Consider the following 18,110-nt stretch of genomic DNA (forward strand, 5'->3'; position numbering starts at 1 on the left):
TCAGTTCCGCTGAGGTGCGCTCAGTGCTTATTCGATGCCCATGCGGCGCCTGGCCCGGTGCGCAGACCCGTCGCGCATGGCCCAGCGCAATACCGGTGCGGTGCCTTGCACGCCCAGGCGGATCAACCGTTTTTGCCAATGGCCCTGTTCGAGGCCAAGCTGCTGTTGTGCCCACTGTGGCAGCAGCTCGATACCGGCGTGCAGCATCAGCTTGCCCACCGGTTTTGCCAGCCGGCTGGGCGCAGGGGCGTCGAGCAGAATACCCATGACTTCCTGACTGCGGGCATCGCAGCTCAGTTGTGGGCGCATCGCATGCAGGTAGTGTTCGACCTCACGGCGCGAGCGTGGCACGTCCAGGGCGCCCAGGCGTTCGGCGATCAGGGCGATTTCCTGGTAGTAAGCGTCTTGGTCGGCCAGGGACAAGCGGGGGTTGCGGTAACGCAAGTGAGCGGCCAGAAAGCTGCTGACCTCGGCCACATGCACCCAGGTCAGCAGGTGAGGGTCGCTGGCCGCATAGGGGCGGCCATCCGGCGCGGTGCCTTCGACTTGCAGGTGTATCCGGCGCACTTTTTCGATCAGCCAGTGCGCATCTTCGGTCGCACCGAACGTGGTCCCTGAAATGAACTGGCTGGTGCGCCGCAGGCGCCCGATCAAGTCATGGCGAAAGTTGGAATGGTCCCAGACCCCAGCGAGCGCCAGCGGGTGCAGCAACTGCAGCATCAGTGCGCTGATGCCGCCGACCAGCATGCTGGGGAAGTCGCCATGCACCCGCCAACTGACACTGTCGGGCCCGAACAGGCCAGGGTCGCCCTTGGGCGACTCCAGGTCGAGCTGCCCCAACGCCAGGCCGGTGAGGCTCATGGCTTGTTGTTCGATACGGCGGCGAAGCGCTTCCATGGTGACCTGCAGGGCTGGGCAGCCTGGGTAGCGGCCGCCGGTTATCGGTTCAGGCGAGTGTCGATCAACCCTTGGACGACGCTCGGGTCGGCCAGGGTAGAGGTGTCGCCCAGGCTGTCGAGCTCGTTACAGGCGATCTTGCGCAGTATACGCCGCATGATCTTACCCGACCGTGTCTTGGGCAGAGCCGGAGCCCATTGCAGCAGCTCGGGCTTGGCGAAGCTGCCGATCTCCTTGCCGACGAGCGCCAGTAACTGGGCCTTGAGGTCTTCATCGGGGCTGACACCGTTCATGGTGGTCACGAAGGCGTATACACCCTGGCCCTTGAGATCGTGGGGGTAACCCACCACGGCTGCTTCGGCCACGCTGTCGTGAAGCACCAGGGCGCTTTCGACCTCCGCCGTGCCGATGCGATGTCCGGACACGTTGATCACATCGTCCACGCGCCCAGTGATCCAGTAATGCCCGTCGGCATCGCGCCTGGCGCCATCCCCGGTGAAGTAGTAGCCGGGCATGGGCTTGAAGTAGGTGTCGACCATGCGTTGGTGATCGCCATGGACGCTGCGAATCTGCCCCGGCCAGCTGGCCTTGATCGCCAGCAGCCCAGCCCCTGGACCCTCGATGACCTGGCCCTTGTCGTCAAGCAGCACCGGCTGCACGCCGAACATGGGTTGGGTGGCGCAGCCAGGCTTGAGGGTCTGGGTGCCGGGCAGTGGCGTGAGCATGATGCCGCCGGTTTCGGTCTGCCACCAAGTGTCGACGATGGGGCAGCGGCGCTGTCCGACCTCATCGAAATACCAATGCCAGGCTTCCGGGTTGATCGGTTCACCCACGCTGCCCAGCAAGCGCAGGCTCGCACGGGAGGTACTTTGCAGGGGCGCAAGCCCTTCGCGCATCAGGGCGCGCAGGGCGGTGGGTGCGGTGTAGAAGATGTTGACCTGATGCTTGTCCACCACTTGCCAGAACCGCGAGCTGTCGGGGTAGTTGGGCACGCCCTCGAACATCAGCGAGATGGCGCCATTGGCCAGAGGGCCATACACGATGTAACTGTGGCCGGTGACCCAGCCGACGTCGGCGGTGCACCAGAAGACTTCCCCCTGCCGGTAGTCGAACACCACGTCGAATGTCATGGCCGCTTGCAGCAAGTACCCCGCCGTGGTGTGCAGCACGCCTTTGGGTTTGCCGGTGCTGCCGGATGTGTAGAGGATGAACAGCGGCGCCTCTGCCTCCATGGGTTCGGGCGGGCAAGTCTCGTCGACCTGCTCGATGGCGTGGTGGTACCAGACGTCACGACCGTCGTCCCACGCGACATCACCCCCAGTGCGCCGCACGACCACGACGGTGCTGACGGCTGGGCAACTGGCCAGCGCCTTGTCGACATTCTGTTTGAGGGCGATGCGCTTGCCGCCGCGTACGCCTTCGTCAGCGGTGATGACGGTGCGGCAGTCGGCATCGAGGATACGGTCACGCAGCGCGTCGGGGGAAAAACCACCGAACACCACGGAGTGAACAGCGCCTATGCGCGCGCACGCGAGCATGGCGAACGCGGCTTCGGGGATCATCGGCATGTAGATGCATACCCGGTCACCTTTGGCCACGCCTCGCGACTTCAATACATTGGCCAGGCGACATACCTGGCGGTGCAGTTCACGGTAGCTGATGGCCTTGGTGTCGCTAGGGTCGTCGCCTTCCCACAGCAGGGCGGTCTGCTCGGCCCGCGTGGCCAGGTGGCGATCGATGCAGTTGTAGCTGACGTTCAGTTGGCTTCCGTCGAACCAACGGGCGTGGCCGGTGCGCAGGTCCGACCGTTGAACCTGGGACCATGGCTTCATCCAGGTCAGGCGTTGCGCTTGAGTGGTCCAGAAGGTATCCGGGTCTTCGACCGACTGGCGGTACAGGCGGTCATAGTCGTCCTGGGAAAGGGCTGCCGCCTGACTGACGGCGAGGGCGTGCGGGTAATGTCGGAGATCGAACATGGCGGTGGTCCTGCTCTTGTAAGGGGCGAGGCACGGCAACGGCTATTGAGTAGGACAGTTTTGGGGGGAGGGGTGTTCAACCGGTCCGGCGATTGGGCGGTCACGGGCTACAGGGACAGTGGAGCTGCAGACTGGCTTGCTGCGCAGGCTTCACTCACGTGCGATAGGCGCTGCGCGGCAGCCCCGCCAATCGCCCGGAAGCGAACTGCAGAAGCTACGGCGCACTTTTTTCACGCCCTGCCTGACGAGCAGGATGCACTGCCAGGCAGAGGGTGGGATCAGCCGCGATGGCGGCCGCGGAAGTAATTGATCAGGCCCTGGGTAGAACCGTCCTCGGCAACCTCTTCCTGGCTGCCCACAAGACGCTGGTACACACCCTTGCCCAGCTCCTTGCCCAATTCCACGCCCCATTGGTCGAAGGCATTGATACCCCAGACCACGCTCTGCACGAACACCTTGTGCTCATACATGGCCACCAGGGCGCCCAGCCGGCGTGGGCTGATACGCTCGACCACCAAGGTGTTGCTCGGACGATTGCCCGGAATGACCTTGTGCGGGGCGAGCTTTTGCACATCGGCTTCGCTCATGCCCTTGGCACGCAGTTCGGTCTCGGCTTCCTCGCGCGTCTTGCCCAGCATCAGCGCCTGGCTCTGGGACAGGCAGTTGGCGTATAGCCACTGGTGGTGGTCGGCCACCGGGTTGAAGCTGACGACCGGCACGATGAAGTCGGCCGGGATCAGCTGTGTGCCCTGGTGCAGCAATTGGTGATAGGCATGCTGGCCGTTGCAGCCCACGCCGCCCCAGATCACCGGGCCGGTCTCGGTTTTCACCGGGGTGCCGTCCTGCAGCACGCTCTTGCCGTTGGACTCCATGTCCAGCTGTTGCAGGTGCTTGGTGATGTTGCGCAGGTAGTGGTCGTACGGCAGGATCGCGTGGCTGCTGGCACCCCAGAAATTGCCGTACCACACGCCCAGCAGCGCCAGCAGCACGGGCATGTTCTTCTCGAACGGCGCGCTCTGGAAATGCTGGTCCATGGTGTAGGCACCGGAGAGCAGTTCCTTGAAGTTGGCGGTGCCGATGGCAAGCGCAATCGGCAGGCCGATGGCGGACCACAGCGAATAGCGCCCACCGACCCAGTCCCACATCGGGAAGATGTTCTCTTCGCGGATGCCAAACGCCACGGCGGCGGCCTTGTTGCTGGAAACGGCGATGAAGTGGCGGTACAGCTCGGCTTCCGAGCCGCCCTGGGCCAGGTACCAGGTACGCGCGGCCATTGCGTTCTTCAGGGTCTCGAGGGTGTTGAACGACTTGGACGAGACGATGAACAGGGTGGTTTCGGCGCGCAGGCTGGCCGACAGTTCGTGGAACTCGCTACCGTCGATGTTCGCCAGGTAATGGCAGCGTACACCGCGCTGGGCGTAAGGCATCAGCGCTTCGGATACCAGTTCCGGGCCCAGGAACGAGCCACCGATACCAATGTTGACTACGTCGGTGATGGGCTTTTCGCTGTAGCCACGCCACAGGCCATCATGGATGCGGCCTACCAGCTCGGTGATCTGGTTGAGCACCTTGTGCACTTCCGGCATGACGTTCACGCCGTTGACGCTGAGCTTGTCACCCACCGGGCGGCGCAGGGCGGTGTGCAGCACCGGCCGGCCTTCGGAGGCGTTGATGATCTCGCCGCTGAACATCGAGGTGATGGCGTCCTTGAGGCCCACTTCGTCGGCCAGGTTTACCAGCAGGTCACGTGTCTGTTCGGTGATCAGGTTCTTGGAATAATCCAGGAACAGGCCACAGGAGCTCAGGGAGAATTGTTCGAAGCGCTGAGGATCGGCGGCGAAGGCTTCACGCATGCTGAAGCCTTGCATGGCATCGCGGTGCTGCTTGAGCGCCTGCCAGGCGGGTAGAGCCGTGACATCGTGGGGGGTACGGTAATACGCCATTGCGCGGGGGTCCCTTGGTCCGTGGTGATGCGTTGGACACGGCAGTCATTGCCGGGTTCAGGCTGGCATCATTATAGGCGAAGGTCCGGCGCTGGGAATGGGGGGCGTTCAAGTAGATGAGGTGCCTGGGCACCCCAGGCCGTTCAGGCAGTCGTGTCCTGCACTTGCACGTACAGGTTGTCGATCAGGCGGGTGTTGCCCAGGTAAGCCGCCGCGATGACCACCAGGTCTCGGTCATCGACCACGGCCGGGCGCAGGGTCAGGGCATGCCGTACTTCCAGATAATCGGTGCGCAGACCGGCTGTGCTCAACTGGGCCTGGCCGTCGGCCACCAGCGTGGCGAAGTCCTTTTGGCCATGGGCGATGGCAGCTGCCAGTGTCTGGAGTACCCGATACAGCACTGGCGCTGTTGCCCGCTGCTCTGGGGTGAGGTAGCCGTTGCGCGATGACAGTGCCAAACCGTCTGCGGCGCGCACCGTAGGCAGGCCCATCACCTGGATCGGCATGTTCAGGTCGCGCACCATGGCGCGGATGACTGCCAGCTGCTGATAGTCCTTTTCGCCAAAGACCGCGAGGTCAGGCTGCACCATGTTGAACAATTTGCTGACCACGGTGGCCACGCCTTCGAAGTGCCCTGGCCGACTGGCGCCGCACAGCCCTTGCGACAGGGTGGGCACGCTGACCCGCGTCTGCACGCTCATCCCGTCCGGATACATTTCATCCACGCCAGGGGCAAACAGCAGGTTGCAGCCCGATTCGACCAACAGCTGCTGGTCGGCTGCCAACGTGCGAGGGTATTTGTCCAGGTCTTCATTGGCCCCGAACTGCAGCGGGTTGACGAAGATGCTGGCAACGACGAAGTCGGTGCATTGCGCGGCCTTGACCACCAGGGCCGCATGGCCGCTGTGCAGGTTGCCCATTGTCGGCACGAAGCCGATGCGCTTGCCTTCGTTGCGGGCGCGGGCTACGGCGGCGCGCAGCTCCCGCACGGTCTTGACTGTATTCATGCGCTGAACCCGTGTTCACTGGCGGGGAAGGTGACCTGCTTGACGGCCTGGACATAAGCGGCGAGGGCGCTGGCGATGTCAGGTTGGCCGTCCATGAAGTTCTTCACGAACTTGGGCACCCGACCGCTGAGAGACAGGCCGAGCATGTCGTGCAGCACCAGTACCTGACCATCGGTGGCGTTGCCGGCACCAATGCCGATGACCGGGATGCGCACGGCCTGGGTGATCGCTGCGGCCAGATCGCTCGGCACGCACTCGAGCAACAGCATCGCGGCGCCCGCGGCTTCAAGGGCGATGGCATCGGCCTGCATCTGCCGGGCTTGTGCCTCAAGGCGGCCTTGTACTTTATAGCCGCCGAGCACGTTTACGGTCTGAGGTGTCAGGCCCAGGTGGGCGCACACAGGCACGCCGCGCTCGGCCAGCAGCCGAATGGTCTCGGCCAGCCAGGCTGCACCTTCGATTTTGACCATGTGGGCGCCGGCCTGCATCAGCGCCGCGCTGTTGGCAAAGGCCGATTCGGGCGTGGCGTGGGCCATGAAAGGCAAGTCGGCGAGAATCAATGCGCCGTGATTGCCGCGCTTGACCGAGGCGGTGTGGTAGGCCATGTCTGCCGTGGTGACCGGCAAGGTGCTGTCATGGCCTTGCAAGACCATGCCCAAGGAGTCGCCCACCAGCAGGACGTCGACGCCAGCCTGGCTGGCTGCCTTGGCGAACGTCGCGTCATAGCAGGTCAGCATGGCGATTTTTTCACCCTTGGCCTTCAGGCCATTGAGGGTGGAAAGGGTTACTTCAGGCATGTAGAGAGTTCCTCATTCTGGCGCCAGGGGAAACGACTGCATGCAACCTGAGTAGTCATCTTCCGCAGCGGCACATCATCGCGCGTGATGTTCTGGCACAGGTCCGTCCGGGCCTCGATAGGGGTGCGCAACACGGGGGTGCTACGCGGGTGGCCTATAGTCGTGAGCGAAATGAGGGAAGTCAATCACCCTGTTACCGCATTGTTACGATCAGGGTGTTACTGGCGTTACTGCCTTAACGAACGGCCGGTTACAGGCGTTCGAGGCCAATGCAAGGGCAGGCGGCGAGCAGCTGGGACAATTGGCGGCCATCGGCAAGCCGGAAGTCTGCAGGTACCAGTTCGGCCAGCGGATAAAGCACGAAGGGCCTGGCATGCATGTGGTAGTGCGGTACCTGCAGGCGCGGCAGGTCCAGCACCTGGTCGCCGTACAGCAGGATGTCCAGGTCGAGGGTGCGCGGCCCCCAGCGTTCCTTGCGCACCCGGCCCTGGTCGTTTTCGATGGCCTGCAAGGCATCGAGCAGGTCAAGTGGCGCCAAGGCGCTGTCGAGCGCGGCGACCGCATTGGTGTAGCGGGGCTGACCCGGCAGTAGCGAATCGCTGGTATACAGCGCCGAAGCAGCCACCAGTCGCGTTGCCTGGACCTGATCGAGGGCGTCCAGGGCGCTGCGCAACTGCTCGGCCGGGGCATCCAGATTGCTGCCCAAGCCGACGTACACGCGGATGCTCACTCGAAGGCCTCTTCACCACCGCGCTTGCGCTTGCTGTTGCTGCGCTTGCGTTTGCGGGACGCACCGCCTTCATCACGGCTGCCCAGGTCGCGAATCATGTCGCGGCGCTCGCTGTCATTGGCTTCCTGATACTCGGTCCACCACTGGCCAAGGTCATCGGTTTCTTCGCCAGCGCTTTCGCGCAGCAGCAGGAAATCGTAACCGGCACGGAAGCGCGGATTGTCCAGCAGCATGTCGGCGCGTTTACCGCTGCGGCGCGGCAGGCGTTCCTGCATATCCCAGATTTCGCGGATCGGCAGCGTGAAGCGCTTGGGGATGGCGATGCGCGCGCATTGCTCGGCGATCAGGTCATGGGCTGCGCCGTTCATGGCCGGAATCGGTGGCACCCCTTGATTCTGCAGGTGCAGAACGCGTGCTGGCAGGGCAGGCCACAACAGGGCTGCGAACATGAAGGCAGGCGTTACCGGCTTGCCTTGCTTGACGCGCAGGTCCGTGTTGCTCAGCGCCTGGCTGATCAGCGTGTGGGTATAAGTGGGGCGGTCTTCCAGCGCCTGGGCACTGGCGGGGAACAGGGGTTCGAACAGCTGCAGGTCGACCAGCATTTCGAACACCATGGCGCCCTGGCCCGAAAGGAACAGCTTCAGGCTCTCTTCGAACAGCCGCGCCGGCGGTATTTCGCGTAGCAACGGCGCCAGTTCGCGAATCGGCTGTACGGTGTGCTTTTCGATACCGAAGTCGAGCTTGGCCGCGAAACGCACCGCACGCAGCATGCGTACTGGGTCTTCCTGGTAGCGATGGGTAGGATCGCCGATCAGGCGCAACAGGCGATTGCGCACATCGTGCACGCCGTTGGCGTAATCGAGGATGCGCTCGCTGACCGGATCGTAATACAGCGCGTTGATGGTGAAGTCGCGGCGCTGCGCGTCTTCTTCCAAGGTGCCATATACGTTGTCGCGCAAGATTCGCCCGCTGGCATTATGGGACGAGCGGTGGCTGTCGCCCTGATCGTCCTCGGAGTGAGGGGCACGGAAGGTGGCGACTTCAATGATTTCACGGCCGAAATGCACGTGAACCAACTTGAAGCGGCGGCCGATGATCCGCGCGTTACGGAACTCGGCGCGTACCTGTTCGGGGGTGGCGCTGGTGGCCACGTCGAAGTCTTTCGGCGTGATGCCCAGCATCAGGTCGCGGACACAACCACCGACCAGATAAGCCTGGTAACCGGCGCTCTGCAGGCGCTCCACGATGTTTACCGCATGGCGGCTGAACTGGTGGCGCTGCAGCGAATGCTGGCTTTTGTTGATCACCTCGGGCGTGGTACGCCGGTGGTGCTGGCCCGGTACGGGCGGGCGGAACGACTGGAACAGCTTCTTCAGCATGGGATGCACTGTTTGAAGGAATGTTCGGCCAAGAATATGAGAATGGCCGCATGATGGGCGGGGATTCTAGCATTTACTCGCGGGATGGTGTAGGCGGTCGCAGAATGCCTGCCCAAAGGCAGAAACGACAAGGGGAGCCTAAGCTCCCCAAGAAGTCGTTGCGTGTGCTCTTATTGTTTTTTTTGCGGGCTTCTTGTTTTTGTTGAGCGCCCTGCCACTAAGCGCGAAGCTTGTGGACGACCCCCAAGCCAGGGGTAAAGAGCAAACGGATTGCTTTGGCCGCTGATGTCACGTTGATCGTCGATCCATCCAGTTCAGGTGCTGCTTTTTAGTGCAGTTTTTGTTGTTCTCTGCCTGGGTGTGGGGCAAGCCCCAAACATGCATCCTCTCCAAAAGAATCAGTTAGCTGCGCCTCCGCCGTCTTGTTCTTATTGTGCGTGAGTCGTTTCGTCTTGTTCTTATTGTGGGTTGCAGTGCTTGTTATTGTTTTTGTACTAAGCATATAGCAGAAGGCGTGCCAACTTTGGCTGGCCCAGCAAATCCGGGGGTTTGGTCATTTCTGCAGGGTTGCATCCCAGGGGCGCAACGTGTTTTTCGTTACCGTTTGCCTCGGTAACTGTTACGTGCCAGCAGGCAGGTAACAGATTTTGCAGAGGGGGAGGGTGCGGGGAATCGGTTTGAGCCCTATTACGAGGAAGGGCTTTGCAGGGTGACCGAAGACGGGCAGGAGATGACGCCTGCCCGGTTGAATCAGTTCTCGCTGGTGGCGTTGGTTTTACGGCGTGGAATACCCAGGCGCTGCCTGCGCTCCCAAAGGCATTTACGGCTGACGCCCAGCTTGCGTGCCAGCTCGGTCTCGGTCATGTGGTCCTGATGCTCCAACACGAAATGCTGGAAGTAGTCCTCCAGCGACAGGTCTTCGGTCGGCTCATGACTGGCCGTGGCGGCACCGGCCACGGTCAGCGTACTGTCGAGCAGCTCGTCCTCGTCCAGCTCGCTGAGCTCGATGTCGATGCCCAATAGCTCCGCCGAAATTTCCGGGCTCTCGCTCAGGATCACCGCGCGCTCCACGGCGTTTTCCAGTTCTCGCACGTTGCCGGGCCAGCTGTAGTGACGAATGGCCTGCTCTGCCTCGGAAGAGAAGTGCAGATCGTCGCGCCCGATCCGCGCGCACTGGCGGGCCAGGAAGGCACTGGCAATTTCGTTCACATCGCTGCCACGCTCGCGCAGGGCAGGTAGCTTGAGCGCGATCACGTGCAAGCGGTAATACAAGTCTTCACGGAACTGACCGGCCTTGGCCAGGTTTTTCAGGTCTCGGTGAGTGGCCGCGATCAGGCGCACGTCGACCTTTTGCGACTGTACCGAACCCACCCGGCGAATTTCCCCTTCCTGAAGCACGCGCAACAGGCGCGCCTGAGCTTCGAGTGGCAGTTCGCCGATCTCGTCAAGGAACAAGGTGCCGCCGTCAGCAGCCTCCACCAGCCCGGCCCGGCCTGCGCTGGCGCCGGTAAAGGCGCCCTTTTCGTGACCGAACAGCTCGGACTCGATGAGCGTTTCGGGAATCGCCGCGCAGTTGACCGAAATCATCGGTGCCTTGGCCCGCCGAGACAAGTTGTGCAGCGCGCGGGCGACCAGTTCCTTGCCGGTGCCTGATTCACCCTGGATCAGCACATTGGAATCGGTAGGGGCGACCTTGCGGATCTTGTTGAACATGTCCTGCATGGGGGCGCAGGAACCGATGATGCCGATATCTCCGTTGGTCGCCGGTGCGCTGGCTTTGTCCGCCGGGGCAGACTTGCCGGAAACCGGGCGTGGCTCAGGGGCTGCGGGAGGCGCGCTTGGCCGATCACGCAGGATGCGCGCAACCGCCTGGAGCATCTCATCATGATCGAACGGCTTGGCGATGTAGTCGACCGCGCCCATTTTCATCGAGTCCACGGCCGAGCGCAGGCTGGCGTAGCTGGTCATGATCAGCACAGGCCTGCCCTCGCCGAGCTTGATCAACTCGGTGCCAGGGGCACCCGGCAGGCGCAGGTCGCTGACGATCAGGTCGAAGGTCGCAATGCTGAAGCGTTCCTGTGCTTCCTGCACCGAGCCGGCTTCGCTGACCTGGTACTGGTTCCGTTCGAGCAGGCGTCGCAGGGCCGAGCGGATGATGGTTTCGTCTTCGACGATCAGAATATGCGGCATTGATTCAATTCTCTCGACGGTCTCGATTTTCAGGGGACGTCGCTACGACATGCCGGGGCAGGGTCACGCGGATCCGTGTGCCACGTTGCCGTTCGATATCGGCCGGGCTGTCGATGGTGATTTGTCCATAATGCTCTTCCACGATGGAATAGACCAGCGCAAGGCCCAGCCCGGTTCCCTCGCCAGGGTCCTTGGTGGTGAAGAAGGGTTCGAACAAGCGATCCATGATGTTCTTCGGAATGCCGCTGCCCTCATCCTCCACGATCAGGTCGACCGTGTGCTCGCAGCCCACGGTGCGCACGCGGATCGCGCTGCCGGGTGGGGAAGCGTCCCGCGCATTGGACAGCAGGTTGATCAGCACTTGAGCCAGGCGCTGCGGGTCGCCCTCTGCCCAGTGGTCGGGGTCGCACAGGTTGAAGAACTGCACGTCGAAGTTGCGCCGATTCAAGGCCAGCAGGCCAATGGCGTCCTGGGCCACTTCGGCCAGGCACACGGGTTCTTCGCTGTTCTGATGACTGCCGCCTGCATGGGCGAAGCTCATCAGCGACTGCACGATGCGCGACACCCGCTTGGTCTGTTCGAGGATCTGGCTGGACAGCTCGATGATTTCCCCATCCCCTTCGCGCTCCTCGCGAAGGTTCTGCGCAAGGCAGGCGATGCCGGTGATCGGATTGCCGATCTCGTGGGCCACACCCGCCGCCAGGCGACCGATGCTGGCCAGGCGTTCGGAGTGCACCAGCTTGTCTTCCAGGGCCTGGGTGTCGGTCAGGTCTTCCACCAGCAGCACCAGGCCACTGTTGCCTGGGGCCAGCGGTTCGTCGATGGCGGCCTTGTGCAGGTTCAGCCAGCGCGGCTGGCCGTCCAGCGCCAGGCGCTGCTTGTGCAAGTGTTCATCCGGCACATTGATGAAGCCCTGCAGCAGGCCCCGCCAGGGTTCGGCAATGGTGATCAGGCGCGAACCGACCACGTGCTTGGCCGCAATGCCGGTCAGCTCTTCCATGGCCTTGTTCCACATGAGGATTTCCTGGTCCTTGGCCAGGGAACATACCCCCATCGGCAGCTCCTGAAGCGTCTGGCGGTGATAGCGGCGCAACGCGTCGAGTTCCGCAGCCAGGCCGGTCAGGCGCGAGTGGTAGTCTTCCAGCCGGCTTTCGATGAAGTGGATGTCTTCGGTCACATAGTTTTCATTGCCTGACTTGTAGGGCAGGAAGGTCTCCACCATGTCCTGGGCGACGCTTGGGCCCATCAGGCCGGACAGGTTGGCCTCGATGCGGTCGCGCAACCGACGCAGGGCGTAGGGGCGCCGCTCGTCGAAGGGCAGATACAGGTCGCGCAGGGCTTGCTCCACTTCTTTCTGCGCGGCCTTGGCGCCCAGTGGCTTGGCCAGCTGGGTGGCGAACTCCTGTGGCGAGGCGGCGTGCAGTTCGCGGCGCTGGGGACGGCGGACGTTGTCGACGGCGCAGGCTTCGGCGGCGGCCACCTCTTCGTTGCTGGCATTGGTGAACAGGGAGATCAAGGTGAACAGCAGCACGTTGGCGGCCAGCGATGCAATGGCTGCCATGTGCCAGCTGGTGTCGTCGAGCACGTAGATCATGTCCAGCAAGGGGATGTAGAAACCCTGCAGGTTACCCAGCAGCGGCAGCAGCATGGTGCCCATCCACACCAGGGTGCCCGCCACTAAGCCGGCAATGAACCCCCGCCTATTCGCCGTGGGCCAGTACAGCACCGACAGGACCCCTGGCAGGAACTGCAAGGTGGCCACGAACGCGACGATGCCCAGGTTGGCCAGGCTCTGGTGGTTGCTCTGGGTGAGGTAGAACATGAAGCCGGCGGTGATGATGGCCACGATCAAGGCCCGGCGTGTCCACTTCAGCCAGCGGTAGATGTTGCCCTCGGCAGGCGGCTGGTACAGCGGCAGGACCAGGTGATTGAGCGCCATGCCCGAGAGGGCGAGGGTGGTCACGATGATCAACCCGCTGGCTGCCGAAAGCCCGCCGACATAGGCCAGCAGGGCCAAGGCCTGGTTGTTGGCCGCGATGCCCAACCCCAAGGTGAAGTATTCCGGGTTGGTACTGGCGCCCAGGCGCAAGCCGGCCCACAGCACCAGGGGCACGGCCAGGCTCATCAGCAGCAGGAACAGCGGCAGCCCCCAGCTGGCGCTGACCAGCGAACGCGGGTTGAGGTTTTCGGTGAACGCCATGTGGTACATGTGCGGCATGACGATCGCCGAGGCGAAGAACACCAGCAGCAAGGTGCGCCACGGGCCTTCCTGCAAGGGCGTGTGCAGGGCCGCGAGCGCCGTCTGGTTCTGCAGCAGCCAGACCTCCAGGCCGTGGGGCCCGCCAAAGACACCATACAGGGCATAAAGGCCGATGCCGCCCAGGGAGATGAGCTTGATCACCGACTCGAAGGCGATGGCGAAGACCAGCCCCTCGTGCTTCTCACGGGTAGCGATGTGCCTTGAACCGAAGAAGATGGTGAACAGGATGATGAGGGCACAGAAGGCGAACGCTACCCGGGCCTTGACCGGCTCCCCGGTGAGGATGCTGATGGAGTCGGCCACGGCCTGGATCTGCAGGGCAAGCAGCGGCAACACCCCGATCAGCATGATCACCGTGGTCAGAGCCCCGGCCCAGGTGCTGCGAAAGCGAAAAGCCAGCAGATCGGCCAGGGACGATAGCTGGTAGGTCCGGGTGATCTTCAGGATCGGATACAGCAACACCGGTGCCAGCAGGAACGCCCCGGATACCCCCAGGTAACAGGCCAGAAAGCCGTAGCCGTACTGGTAGGCCAGCCCGACCGATCCGTAGAACGCCCAGGCGCTGGCATAAACCCCCAGCGACAAGGTGTAGGTAAGGGGGTGGCGGATGATCGAGCGCGGTATCAAGCCGCGTTCGCTGACCCAGGCCACGCCGAACAGCACCAGCAGGTAGCCGGCACTGATCAGGATCATCTGGGTCAGGCTAAAGCTCATCGGCATCTCGTTGGCTCTGCAGGATGAAAGTGACGACGATCAGGATGAGCCAGAGCAGGTACGGGCGGTACCAGGCTCCGGTGGGCTCGATCCACCAGTCCATGATGGCCGGGGAGAACAGGTAGATCCCCACGACCAGAAGCAGGACCAAACGATAGATGTACATGCGGGCCTCGACGGTTGGGCGCTGCGGGTGTGGATCTATTATTGGCGCATATGGCGTGGCGGATGCTAGCGGGAATCGGCAGCGTTGGCCAAGGGTTTGAATTTCATGGCCTTTTGATTCAGGTTGGCGGGTTATCGAAACCCGGCCTAGCGCAAGTCGGCCTCAGGGACCGTGGTGCGCTGGGCAATGCGTTCGGGCCGCCACTGCGCACGTGCCAGGGCCAGCACTTCGGCCGGGGTGGCGCTTGCGAGCTGCGCGGGCGTGTCCTGGCCCAGTGCCCTGAGCGCGCGCAGCAGCAGCGGGGTGGCCTGGTCGGCCTGCAAGGGCGGGGAGCGGTACGACTTGCCCAGCTTGTGGCCGTCAGGCTGGACGATCAGCGGGACATGCAGGTAGCGCGGCTGCGTGAAGCCGAGCAACTCCTGCAGGTACAGTTGACGGGGAGTGTTGTCGAGCAAGTCGGCGCCGCGCACGATGTCGGTGATGCCTTGCCAGGCGTCATCGAGCACCACCGCCAACTGATAGGCATAGAGCCCGTCGCGGCGCTGAATGACGAAGTCGCCGACGTCGCGGCCCAGGTGCTGCTCGTACTCACCTTGAACCCGGTCGGTGAAGCGGTAGGTCAGCTCCGGTACCCGGATACGAATCGCCGCACCTTCGCGGGCATGCCCGGCGTTGCGACAAAAGCCGGGGTAGATGCCGCCGTACGCTTCCAGCTGCTTGCGCGAACAGGTGCAGGCGTATGCCAGGCCCATGTTGAACAGGCGGTCGACCACGCTGGCATAAACATCAAAGCGCAGGCTCTGGAAAGCCACTTCGCCATCCCATTCCAGGCCGTAGCGCTCCAGGGTTTGCAGGATGGCATCGCGCGCGCCGGGCATTTCCCGTGGCGGGTCGGTGTCCTCCATGCGCAGCAGCCAACGCCCGCCCACGGCTCGGGCGTCCAGCCAGGACGCCAGGGCGGCTACCAGGGAGCCAAAATGCAGGAAACCGCTGGGGGTGGGGGCAAAGCGGCCGATGTAACGGGACTGGGTCATGATCGGGCAGGGCATATAAATGAAGCGGGGCGCATGATGCGCCCCGTTTGGAGAAGAAGACGATCAGCCTTTGCCGACGGTCTTTTCTTTCTTCTCGGCAATTTCCTTGCAGTCAAAGCACAGGTCGGCGGTAGGACGGGCCTCCAGACGGCGCAAGCCAATCTCGATCCCGCAGGAATCGCACCAGCCGTATTCTTCGTCCTGAATCTTTTGCAGGGTCTTGTCGATTTTCTTGATCAGCTTGCGCTCGCGGTCGCGGTTGCGCAGCTCGAGGGCGAATTCTTCTTCCTGGCTGGCACGGTCGGCCGGGTCGGGGAAGTTCGCCGCTTCGTCCTTCATGTGGTCCACGGTGCGGTCCACGCTCTGCATGAGCTCGCCTTTCCAGGCATTGAGAAGCTTGGTGAAGTGCTTCTTCATGGGCTCACCCATGTATTCTTCGCCCTTGGTCTCTTGATAGGGCTCGACACCGTACATGGTTTGACCGGTTTTTTGCTTTTCTACGGTGGACATGAATAGACCGCCTCTCACTCATCTGATCCTATGCGCAGGATGCTCCATCTCCGGCGACCGCCGGCCCTGCGACTGCGAGCCGCCGAACTTACCAGATAGATCGGGGGTGCGCTAGCCCGCCCGATCCTGCTTACTGACACCGGCGCGAACCGTACGTTCGATTGCGCGCAAGGGTAGAATCCCAAGTTTAGACCCGATTGAGAGAAGGACATGGCCCAACCCTACAGTGCGCGCAGTCGCGCCATCGAACCCTTCCATGTCATGGCGCTGCTGGCGCGTGCCAATGAGCTGCAGGCAGCCGGGCATGACGTGATCCACCTCGAGATCGGCGAGCCGGACTTCACTACGGCGGCGCCCATCGTTGCCGCTGGGCAAGCCGCGCTTGCCGAAGGCCACACCCGGTACACGGCCGCCCGTGGTCTGCCGGCACTGCGCCAGGCAATCGCCGGTTTCTATGGTCAGCGCTACGGCCTTGACGTCGATCCGGAGCGCATCCTGATCACGCCAGGTGGTTCCGGGGCGCTGCTGCTGGCCAGCAGCCTGCTGGTCGATCCCGGCAAGCATTGGCTGCTGGCCGACCCGGGCTACCCGTGCAATCGCCACTTCTTGCGCCTGGTCGAGGGCGGGGCGCAGTTGGTGCCCGTAGGGCCTGAGGTGAACTATCAGCTCGATGCAGAGCTGGTGCACAAACACTGGAATGCCGATACGGTCGGCGCCTTGGTGGCATCACCTGCCAACCCGACGGGGACGGTGCTGGGGCGCGAGGCGTTGGCCAGCCTTGCCCAAGCCACGCGCGCCCGCGCCGGTCACCTGGTCGTGGACGAGATCTACCACGGCCTGACCTATGGCATGGATGCGCCCAGCGTGCTCGAGGTGGACGATTCGGCCTTTGTGCTAAATAGCTTTTCCAAATATTTCGGCATGACCGGCTGGCGCCTGGGTTGGTTGGTGGCACCCGAAGATGCGGTGGCTGACCTTGAGAAACTGGCGCAAAACCTCTACATCAGCGCACCCAGCATGGCCCAGCACGCCGCGCTGGCCTGCTTCCAGCCGGAGGCGCTCGGGATCTTCGAGGCGCGCCGGGCAGAATTTGCCAAACGCCGTGATTACCTGCTGCCAGCCCTGCGCAGCCTGGGTTTCAAAATCGCCGTGGAGCCCCAGGGCGCGTTTTATCTGTACGCCGATATCAGCGCATTCGGGGGTGATGCCTTCGGCTTCTGCCGACATTTCCTGGAAACCGAGCACGTGGCGTTTACCCCTGGGCTGGACTTTGGTCGCCACCTGGCCGGCCATCATGTGCGCTTCGCCTACACCCAAAGCCTGCCGCGCCTGGAGCAAGCGGTCCAGCGGATTGCCCGTGGCCTGCAGAGCTGGCAGGGCTGATGCGCTTTTCTCCTGCCCTTGAACAAGGTCGGCTGCTGCGCCGGTACAAGCGCTTTCTGGCCGACATCGAACTGGCCACTGGCGAGCAGCTGACCATCCATTGCCCCAACACCGGCTCCATGCTCAATTGCATGCGCGAGGGTGGCCTGGTGTGGTTCAGTCGCTCAAGTGACCCGAAACGCAAACTGCCAGGCACCTGGGAAATCAGCGAAACCCCGCAAGGTAGGCTGGCGTGCGTCAACACCGGCCGCGCCAACGCATTGGTGGAGGAGGCGCTGCGGGCGGGGATCATCACCGAACTGGCAGGTTTCACTGCACTCAAGCGGGAGGTGGCCTACGGTGAAGAAGGCAGTCGCATCGATTTTCGTCTGGAATTCGACGGTGCACCGGCTTACGTGGAAGTGAAAAGCGTAACCCTGGGTTACGCCGACAGCACCACGGCGGCGTTTCCGGACGCCGTCACCCAGCGCGGTGCCAAGCACCTGCGCGAGCTGGCCAAGCTGGCGCGTCAAGGCATACGGGCGGTTCAGCTGTATTGCGTGAACCTGACGGGAATCGAGGCCGTACGACCGGCCGATGAGATCGACATGGCCTATGCCCAAGCGCTGAAGGTGGCGGCGGCCGAGGGGGTCGAAGTGCTGGCCTATGGGACCCGGCTGGATGCCGAGGGCATCGTCATTGACCGGCGCCTGCCGGTGATCCTCACGCCTTGAGCCAGATGCCCTGACTGTCTTCGAGGCAGTCCAGGGCCTGCAACGACTCGCCTTCGCAAGGCCCGGACACACATTCGCCCGTCTCGATCAAAAAGAGTGCGCCGTGGTGGCTACAGTGAATAAGGCTGTTGCTGTCGTCCAGAAAACGTTCCTGCGGCCCGTTCAATGCAATGCCACGGTGCGGGCAGCGGTTGCGGTAGAGGTAGACGCTGCCTTGGCGGCGAACGCCCAGCAGGAGAACGCCGTCTACATCGAACGGGCGGCTCTGGCCTTCGGGCAAGCTGTGGGAGGGGCAAAGAAAGTGCATGGCAGGCCTGACTCTTGGAACGGTGGTCGACTTGACGCGTCAATGCGAACAATTATCAAATGGCTGTCATTCGCTGCGCCTGGCGTTGCATGGTGCGCAGTTCT

The 18,110-nt window shown here is 63.0% G+C and carries 15 protein-coding genes; 2 read left to right on the plus strand and 13 right to left on the minus strand.

Annotated elements, in window-relative coordinates; all coding sequences use genetic code 11:
• Positions 1-27: 27 nt before the first annotated feature.
• The 12 genes from NMB38_RS03395 to dksA all read right to left on the minus strand — a co-directional run bounded on the left by NMB38_RS03395 (position 28) and on the right by dksA (position 15,603).
• The gene (locus tag NMB38_RS03395; RefSeq protein WP_059183388.1) at positions 28-897 is read right to left on the minus strand and encodes an oxygenase MpaB family protein; all 870 of its coding nucleotides are present in this window, start codon (positions 895-897) and stop codon (positions 28-30) included.
• A gap of 41 nt (positions 898-938) precedes the next feature.
• Complete coding sequence (gene acs, locus NMB38_RS03400; RefSeq protein ID WP_490805833.1) at positions 939-2,873, minus strand: acetate--CoA ligase; 1,935 nt, start codon at positions 2,871-2,873, stop codon at positions 939-941.
• Positions 2,874-3,151: 278 nt separating this feature from the next.
• Complete coding sequence (gene pgi, locus NMB38_RS03405) at positions 3,152-4,816, minus strand: glucose-6-phosphate isomerase (protein ID WP_027915403.1); 1,665 nt, start codon at positions 4,814-4,816, stop codon at positions 3,152-3,154.
• 143 nt (positions 4,817-4,959) lie between these two features.
• Positions 4,960-5,823, minus strand: a complete 864-nt coding sequence (gene panC / locus NMB38_RS03410; protein ID WP_027915402.1) for a pantoate--beta-alanine ligase — start codon at positions 5,821-5,823, stop codon at positions 4,960-4,962.
• Complete coding sequence (gene panB / locus NMB38_RS03415; RefSeq protein WP_027915401.1) at positions 5,820-6,620, minus strand: 3-methyl-2-oxobutanoate hydroxymethyltransferase; 801 nt, start codon at positions 6,618-6,620, stop codon at positions 5,820-5,822. Before panB ends, panC begins: the two co-directional genes overlap by 4 nt.
• A 250-nt stretch (positions 6,621-6,870) precedes the next feature.
• Positions 6,871-7,350, minus strand: coding sequence for a 2-amino-4-hydroxy-6-hydroxymethyldihydropteridine diphosphokinase (folK, locus tag NMB38_RS03420; protein ID WP_027915400.1), 480 nt, complete (start codon positions 7,348-7,350; stop codon positions 6,871-6,873).
• Entirely contained in the window at positions 7,347-8,729 is a 1,383-nt protein-coding gene (locus tag NMB38_RS03425; RefSeq protein WP_027915399.1) for a polynucleotide adenylyltransferase PcnB, read from the minus strand. The genes folK and NMB38_RS03425 overlap by 4 nt, the downstream gene beginning before the upstream one ends.
• A gap of 750 nt (positions 8,730-9,479) precedes the next feature.
• On the minus strand, positions 9,480-10,919 hold the full coding sequence (locus NMB38_RS03430) for a sigma-54-dependent transcriptional regulator (RefSeq protein WP_027915398.1): 1,440 nt from the start codon (positions 10,917-10,919) through the stop codon (positions 9,480-9,482).
• Between the two features lie 4 nt (positions 10,920-10,923).
• Entirely contained in the window at positions 10,924-13,899 is a 2,976-nt protein-coding gene (locus NMB38_RS03435) for a sensor histidine kinase (RefSeq protein WP_027915397.1), read from the minus strand.
• Positions 13,883-14,059: a hypothetical protein gene (locus NMB38_RS03440; RefSeq protein ID WP_003250005.1), complete on the minus strand. Its 177-nt coding sequence runs from the start codon at positions 14,057-14,059 to the stop codon at positions 13,883-13,885. Before NMB38_RS03440 ends, NMB38_RS03435 begins: the two co-directional genes overlap by 17 nt.
• Positions 14,060-14,205: 146 nt before the next feature.
• Positions 14,206-15,093, minus strand: a complete 888-nt coding sequence (gluQRS, locus tag NMB38_RS03445; RefSeq protein ID WP_028687816.1) for a tRNA glutamyl-Q(34) synthetase GluQRS — start codon at positions 15,091-15,093, stop codon at positions 14,206-14,208.
• Between the two features lie 63 nt (positions 15,094-15,156).
• Positions 15,157-15,603, minus strand: coding sequence for an RNA polymerase-binding protein DksA (gene dksA / locus NMB38_RS03450; RefSeq protein WP_023533176.1), 447 nt, complete (start codon positions 15,601-15,603; stop codon positions 15,157-15,159).
• 210 nt (positions 15,604-15,813) lie between these two features.
• On the opposite strand from dksA, the gene NMB38_RS03455 reads away from it, so the two are divergent.
• Both NMB38_RS03455 and sfsA read left to right on the plus strand, forming a co-directional pair.
• Positions 15,814-16,986 (plus strand): pyridoxal phosphate-dependent aminotransferase, encoded by a 1,173-nt coding sequence (locus tag NMB38_RS03455; RefSeq protein ID WP_049696577.1) that lies wholly within the window; start codon positions 15,814-15,816, stop codon positions 16,984-16,986.
• On the plus strand, positions 16,986-17,699 hold the full coding sequence (gene sfsA / locus NMB38_RS03460) for a DNA/RNA nuclease SfsA (RefSeq protein ID WP_027915394.1): 714 nt from the start codon (positions 16,986-16,988) through the stop codon (positions 17,697-17,699). Before NMB38_RS03455 ends, sfsA begins: the two co-directional genes overlap by 1 nt.
• On the opposite strand, the gene NMB38_RS03465 is transcribed toward sfsA, so the two are convergent.
• Entirely contained in the window at positions 17,689-18,006 is a 318-nt protein-coding gene (locus NMB38_RS03465; RefSeq protein ID WP_049696576.1) for a Rieske (2Fe-2S) protein, read from the minus strand. The two genes, sfsA and NMB38_RS03465, sit on opposite strands and share 11 nt — an antisense overlap.
• Between the last annotated feature and the right edge of the window lie 104 nt (positions 18,007-18,110).

The sequence above is a fragment of the Pseudomonas sp. FBCC-B35 genome (assembly GCF_059133755.1).

What these genes read in the sequence shown, in the direction of transcription:
- NMB38_RS03395 (WP_059183388.1), bottom strand. Translation starts at nt 897, where the DNA reads ATGGAAGCGCTTCGCCGCCGTATCGAACAACAAGCCATGAGCCTCACC.
- acs (WP_490805833.1), bottom strand. Translation starts at nt 2,873, where the DNA reads ATGTTCGATCTCCGACATTACCCGCACGCCCTCGCCGTCAGTCAGGCG.
- pgi (WP_027915403.1), bottom strand. Translation starts at nt 4,816, where the DNA reads ATGGCGTATTACCGTACCCCCCACGATGTCACGGCTCTACCCGCCTGG.
- panC (WP_027915402.1), bottom strand. Translation starts at nt 5,823, where the DNA reads ATGAATACAGTCAAGACCGTGCGGGAGCTGCGCGCCGCCGTAGCCCGC.
- panB (WP_027915401.1), bottom strand. Translation starts at nt 6,620, where the DNA reads ATGCCTGAAGTAACCCTTTCCACCCTCAATGGCCTGAAGGCCAAGGGT.
- NMB38_RS03425 (WP_027915399.1), bottom strand. Translation starts at nt 8,729, where the DNA reads ATGCTGAAGAAGCTGTTCCAGTCGTTCCGCCCGCCCGTACCGGGCCAG.
- NMB38_RS03430 (WP_027915398.1), bottom strand. Translation starts at nt 10,919, where the DNA reads ATGCCGCATATTCTGATCGTCGAAGACGAAACCATCATCCGCTCGGCC.
- NMB38_RS03435 (WP_027915397.1), bottom strand. Translation starts at nt 13,899, where the DNA reads ATGCCGATGAGCTTTAGCCTGACCCAGATGATCCTGATCAGTGCCGGC.
- NMB38_RS03440 (WP_003250005.1), bottom strand. Translation starts at nt 14,059, where the DNA reads ATGTACATCTATCGTTTGGTCCTGCTTCTGGTCGTGGGGATCTACCTG.
- gluQRS (WP_028687816.1), bottom strand. Translation starts at nt 15,093, where the DNA reads ATGACCCAGTCCCGTTACATCGGCCGCTTTGCCCCCACCCCCAGCGGT.
- dksA (WP_023533176.1), bottom strand. Translation starts at nt 15,603, where the DNA reads ATGTCCACCGTAGAAAAGCAAAAAACCGGTCAAACCATGTACGGTGTC.
- NMB38_RS03455 (WP_049696577.1), top strand. Translation starts at nt 15,814, where the DNA reads ATGGCCCAACCCTACAGTGCGCGCAGTCGCGCCATCGAACCCTTCCAT.
- sfsA (WP_027915394.1), top strand. Translation starts at nt 16,986, where the DNA reads ATGCGCTTTTCTCCTGCCCTTGAACAAGGTCGGCTGCTGCGCCGGTAC.
- NMB38_RS03465 (WP_049696576.1), bottom strand. Translation starts at nt 18,006, where the DNA reads ATGCACTTTCTTTGCCCCTCCCACAGCTTGCCCGAAGGCCAGAGCCGC.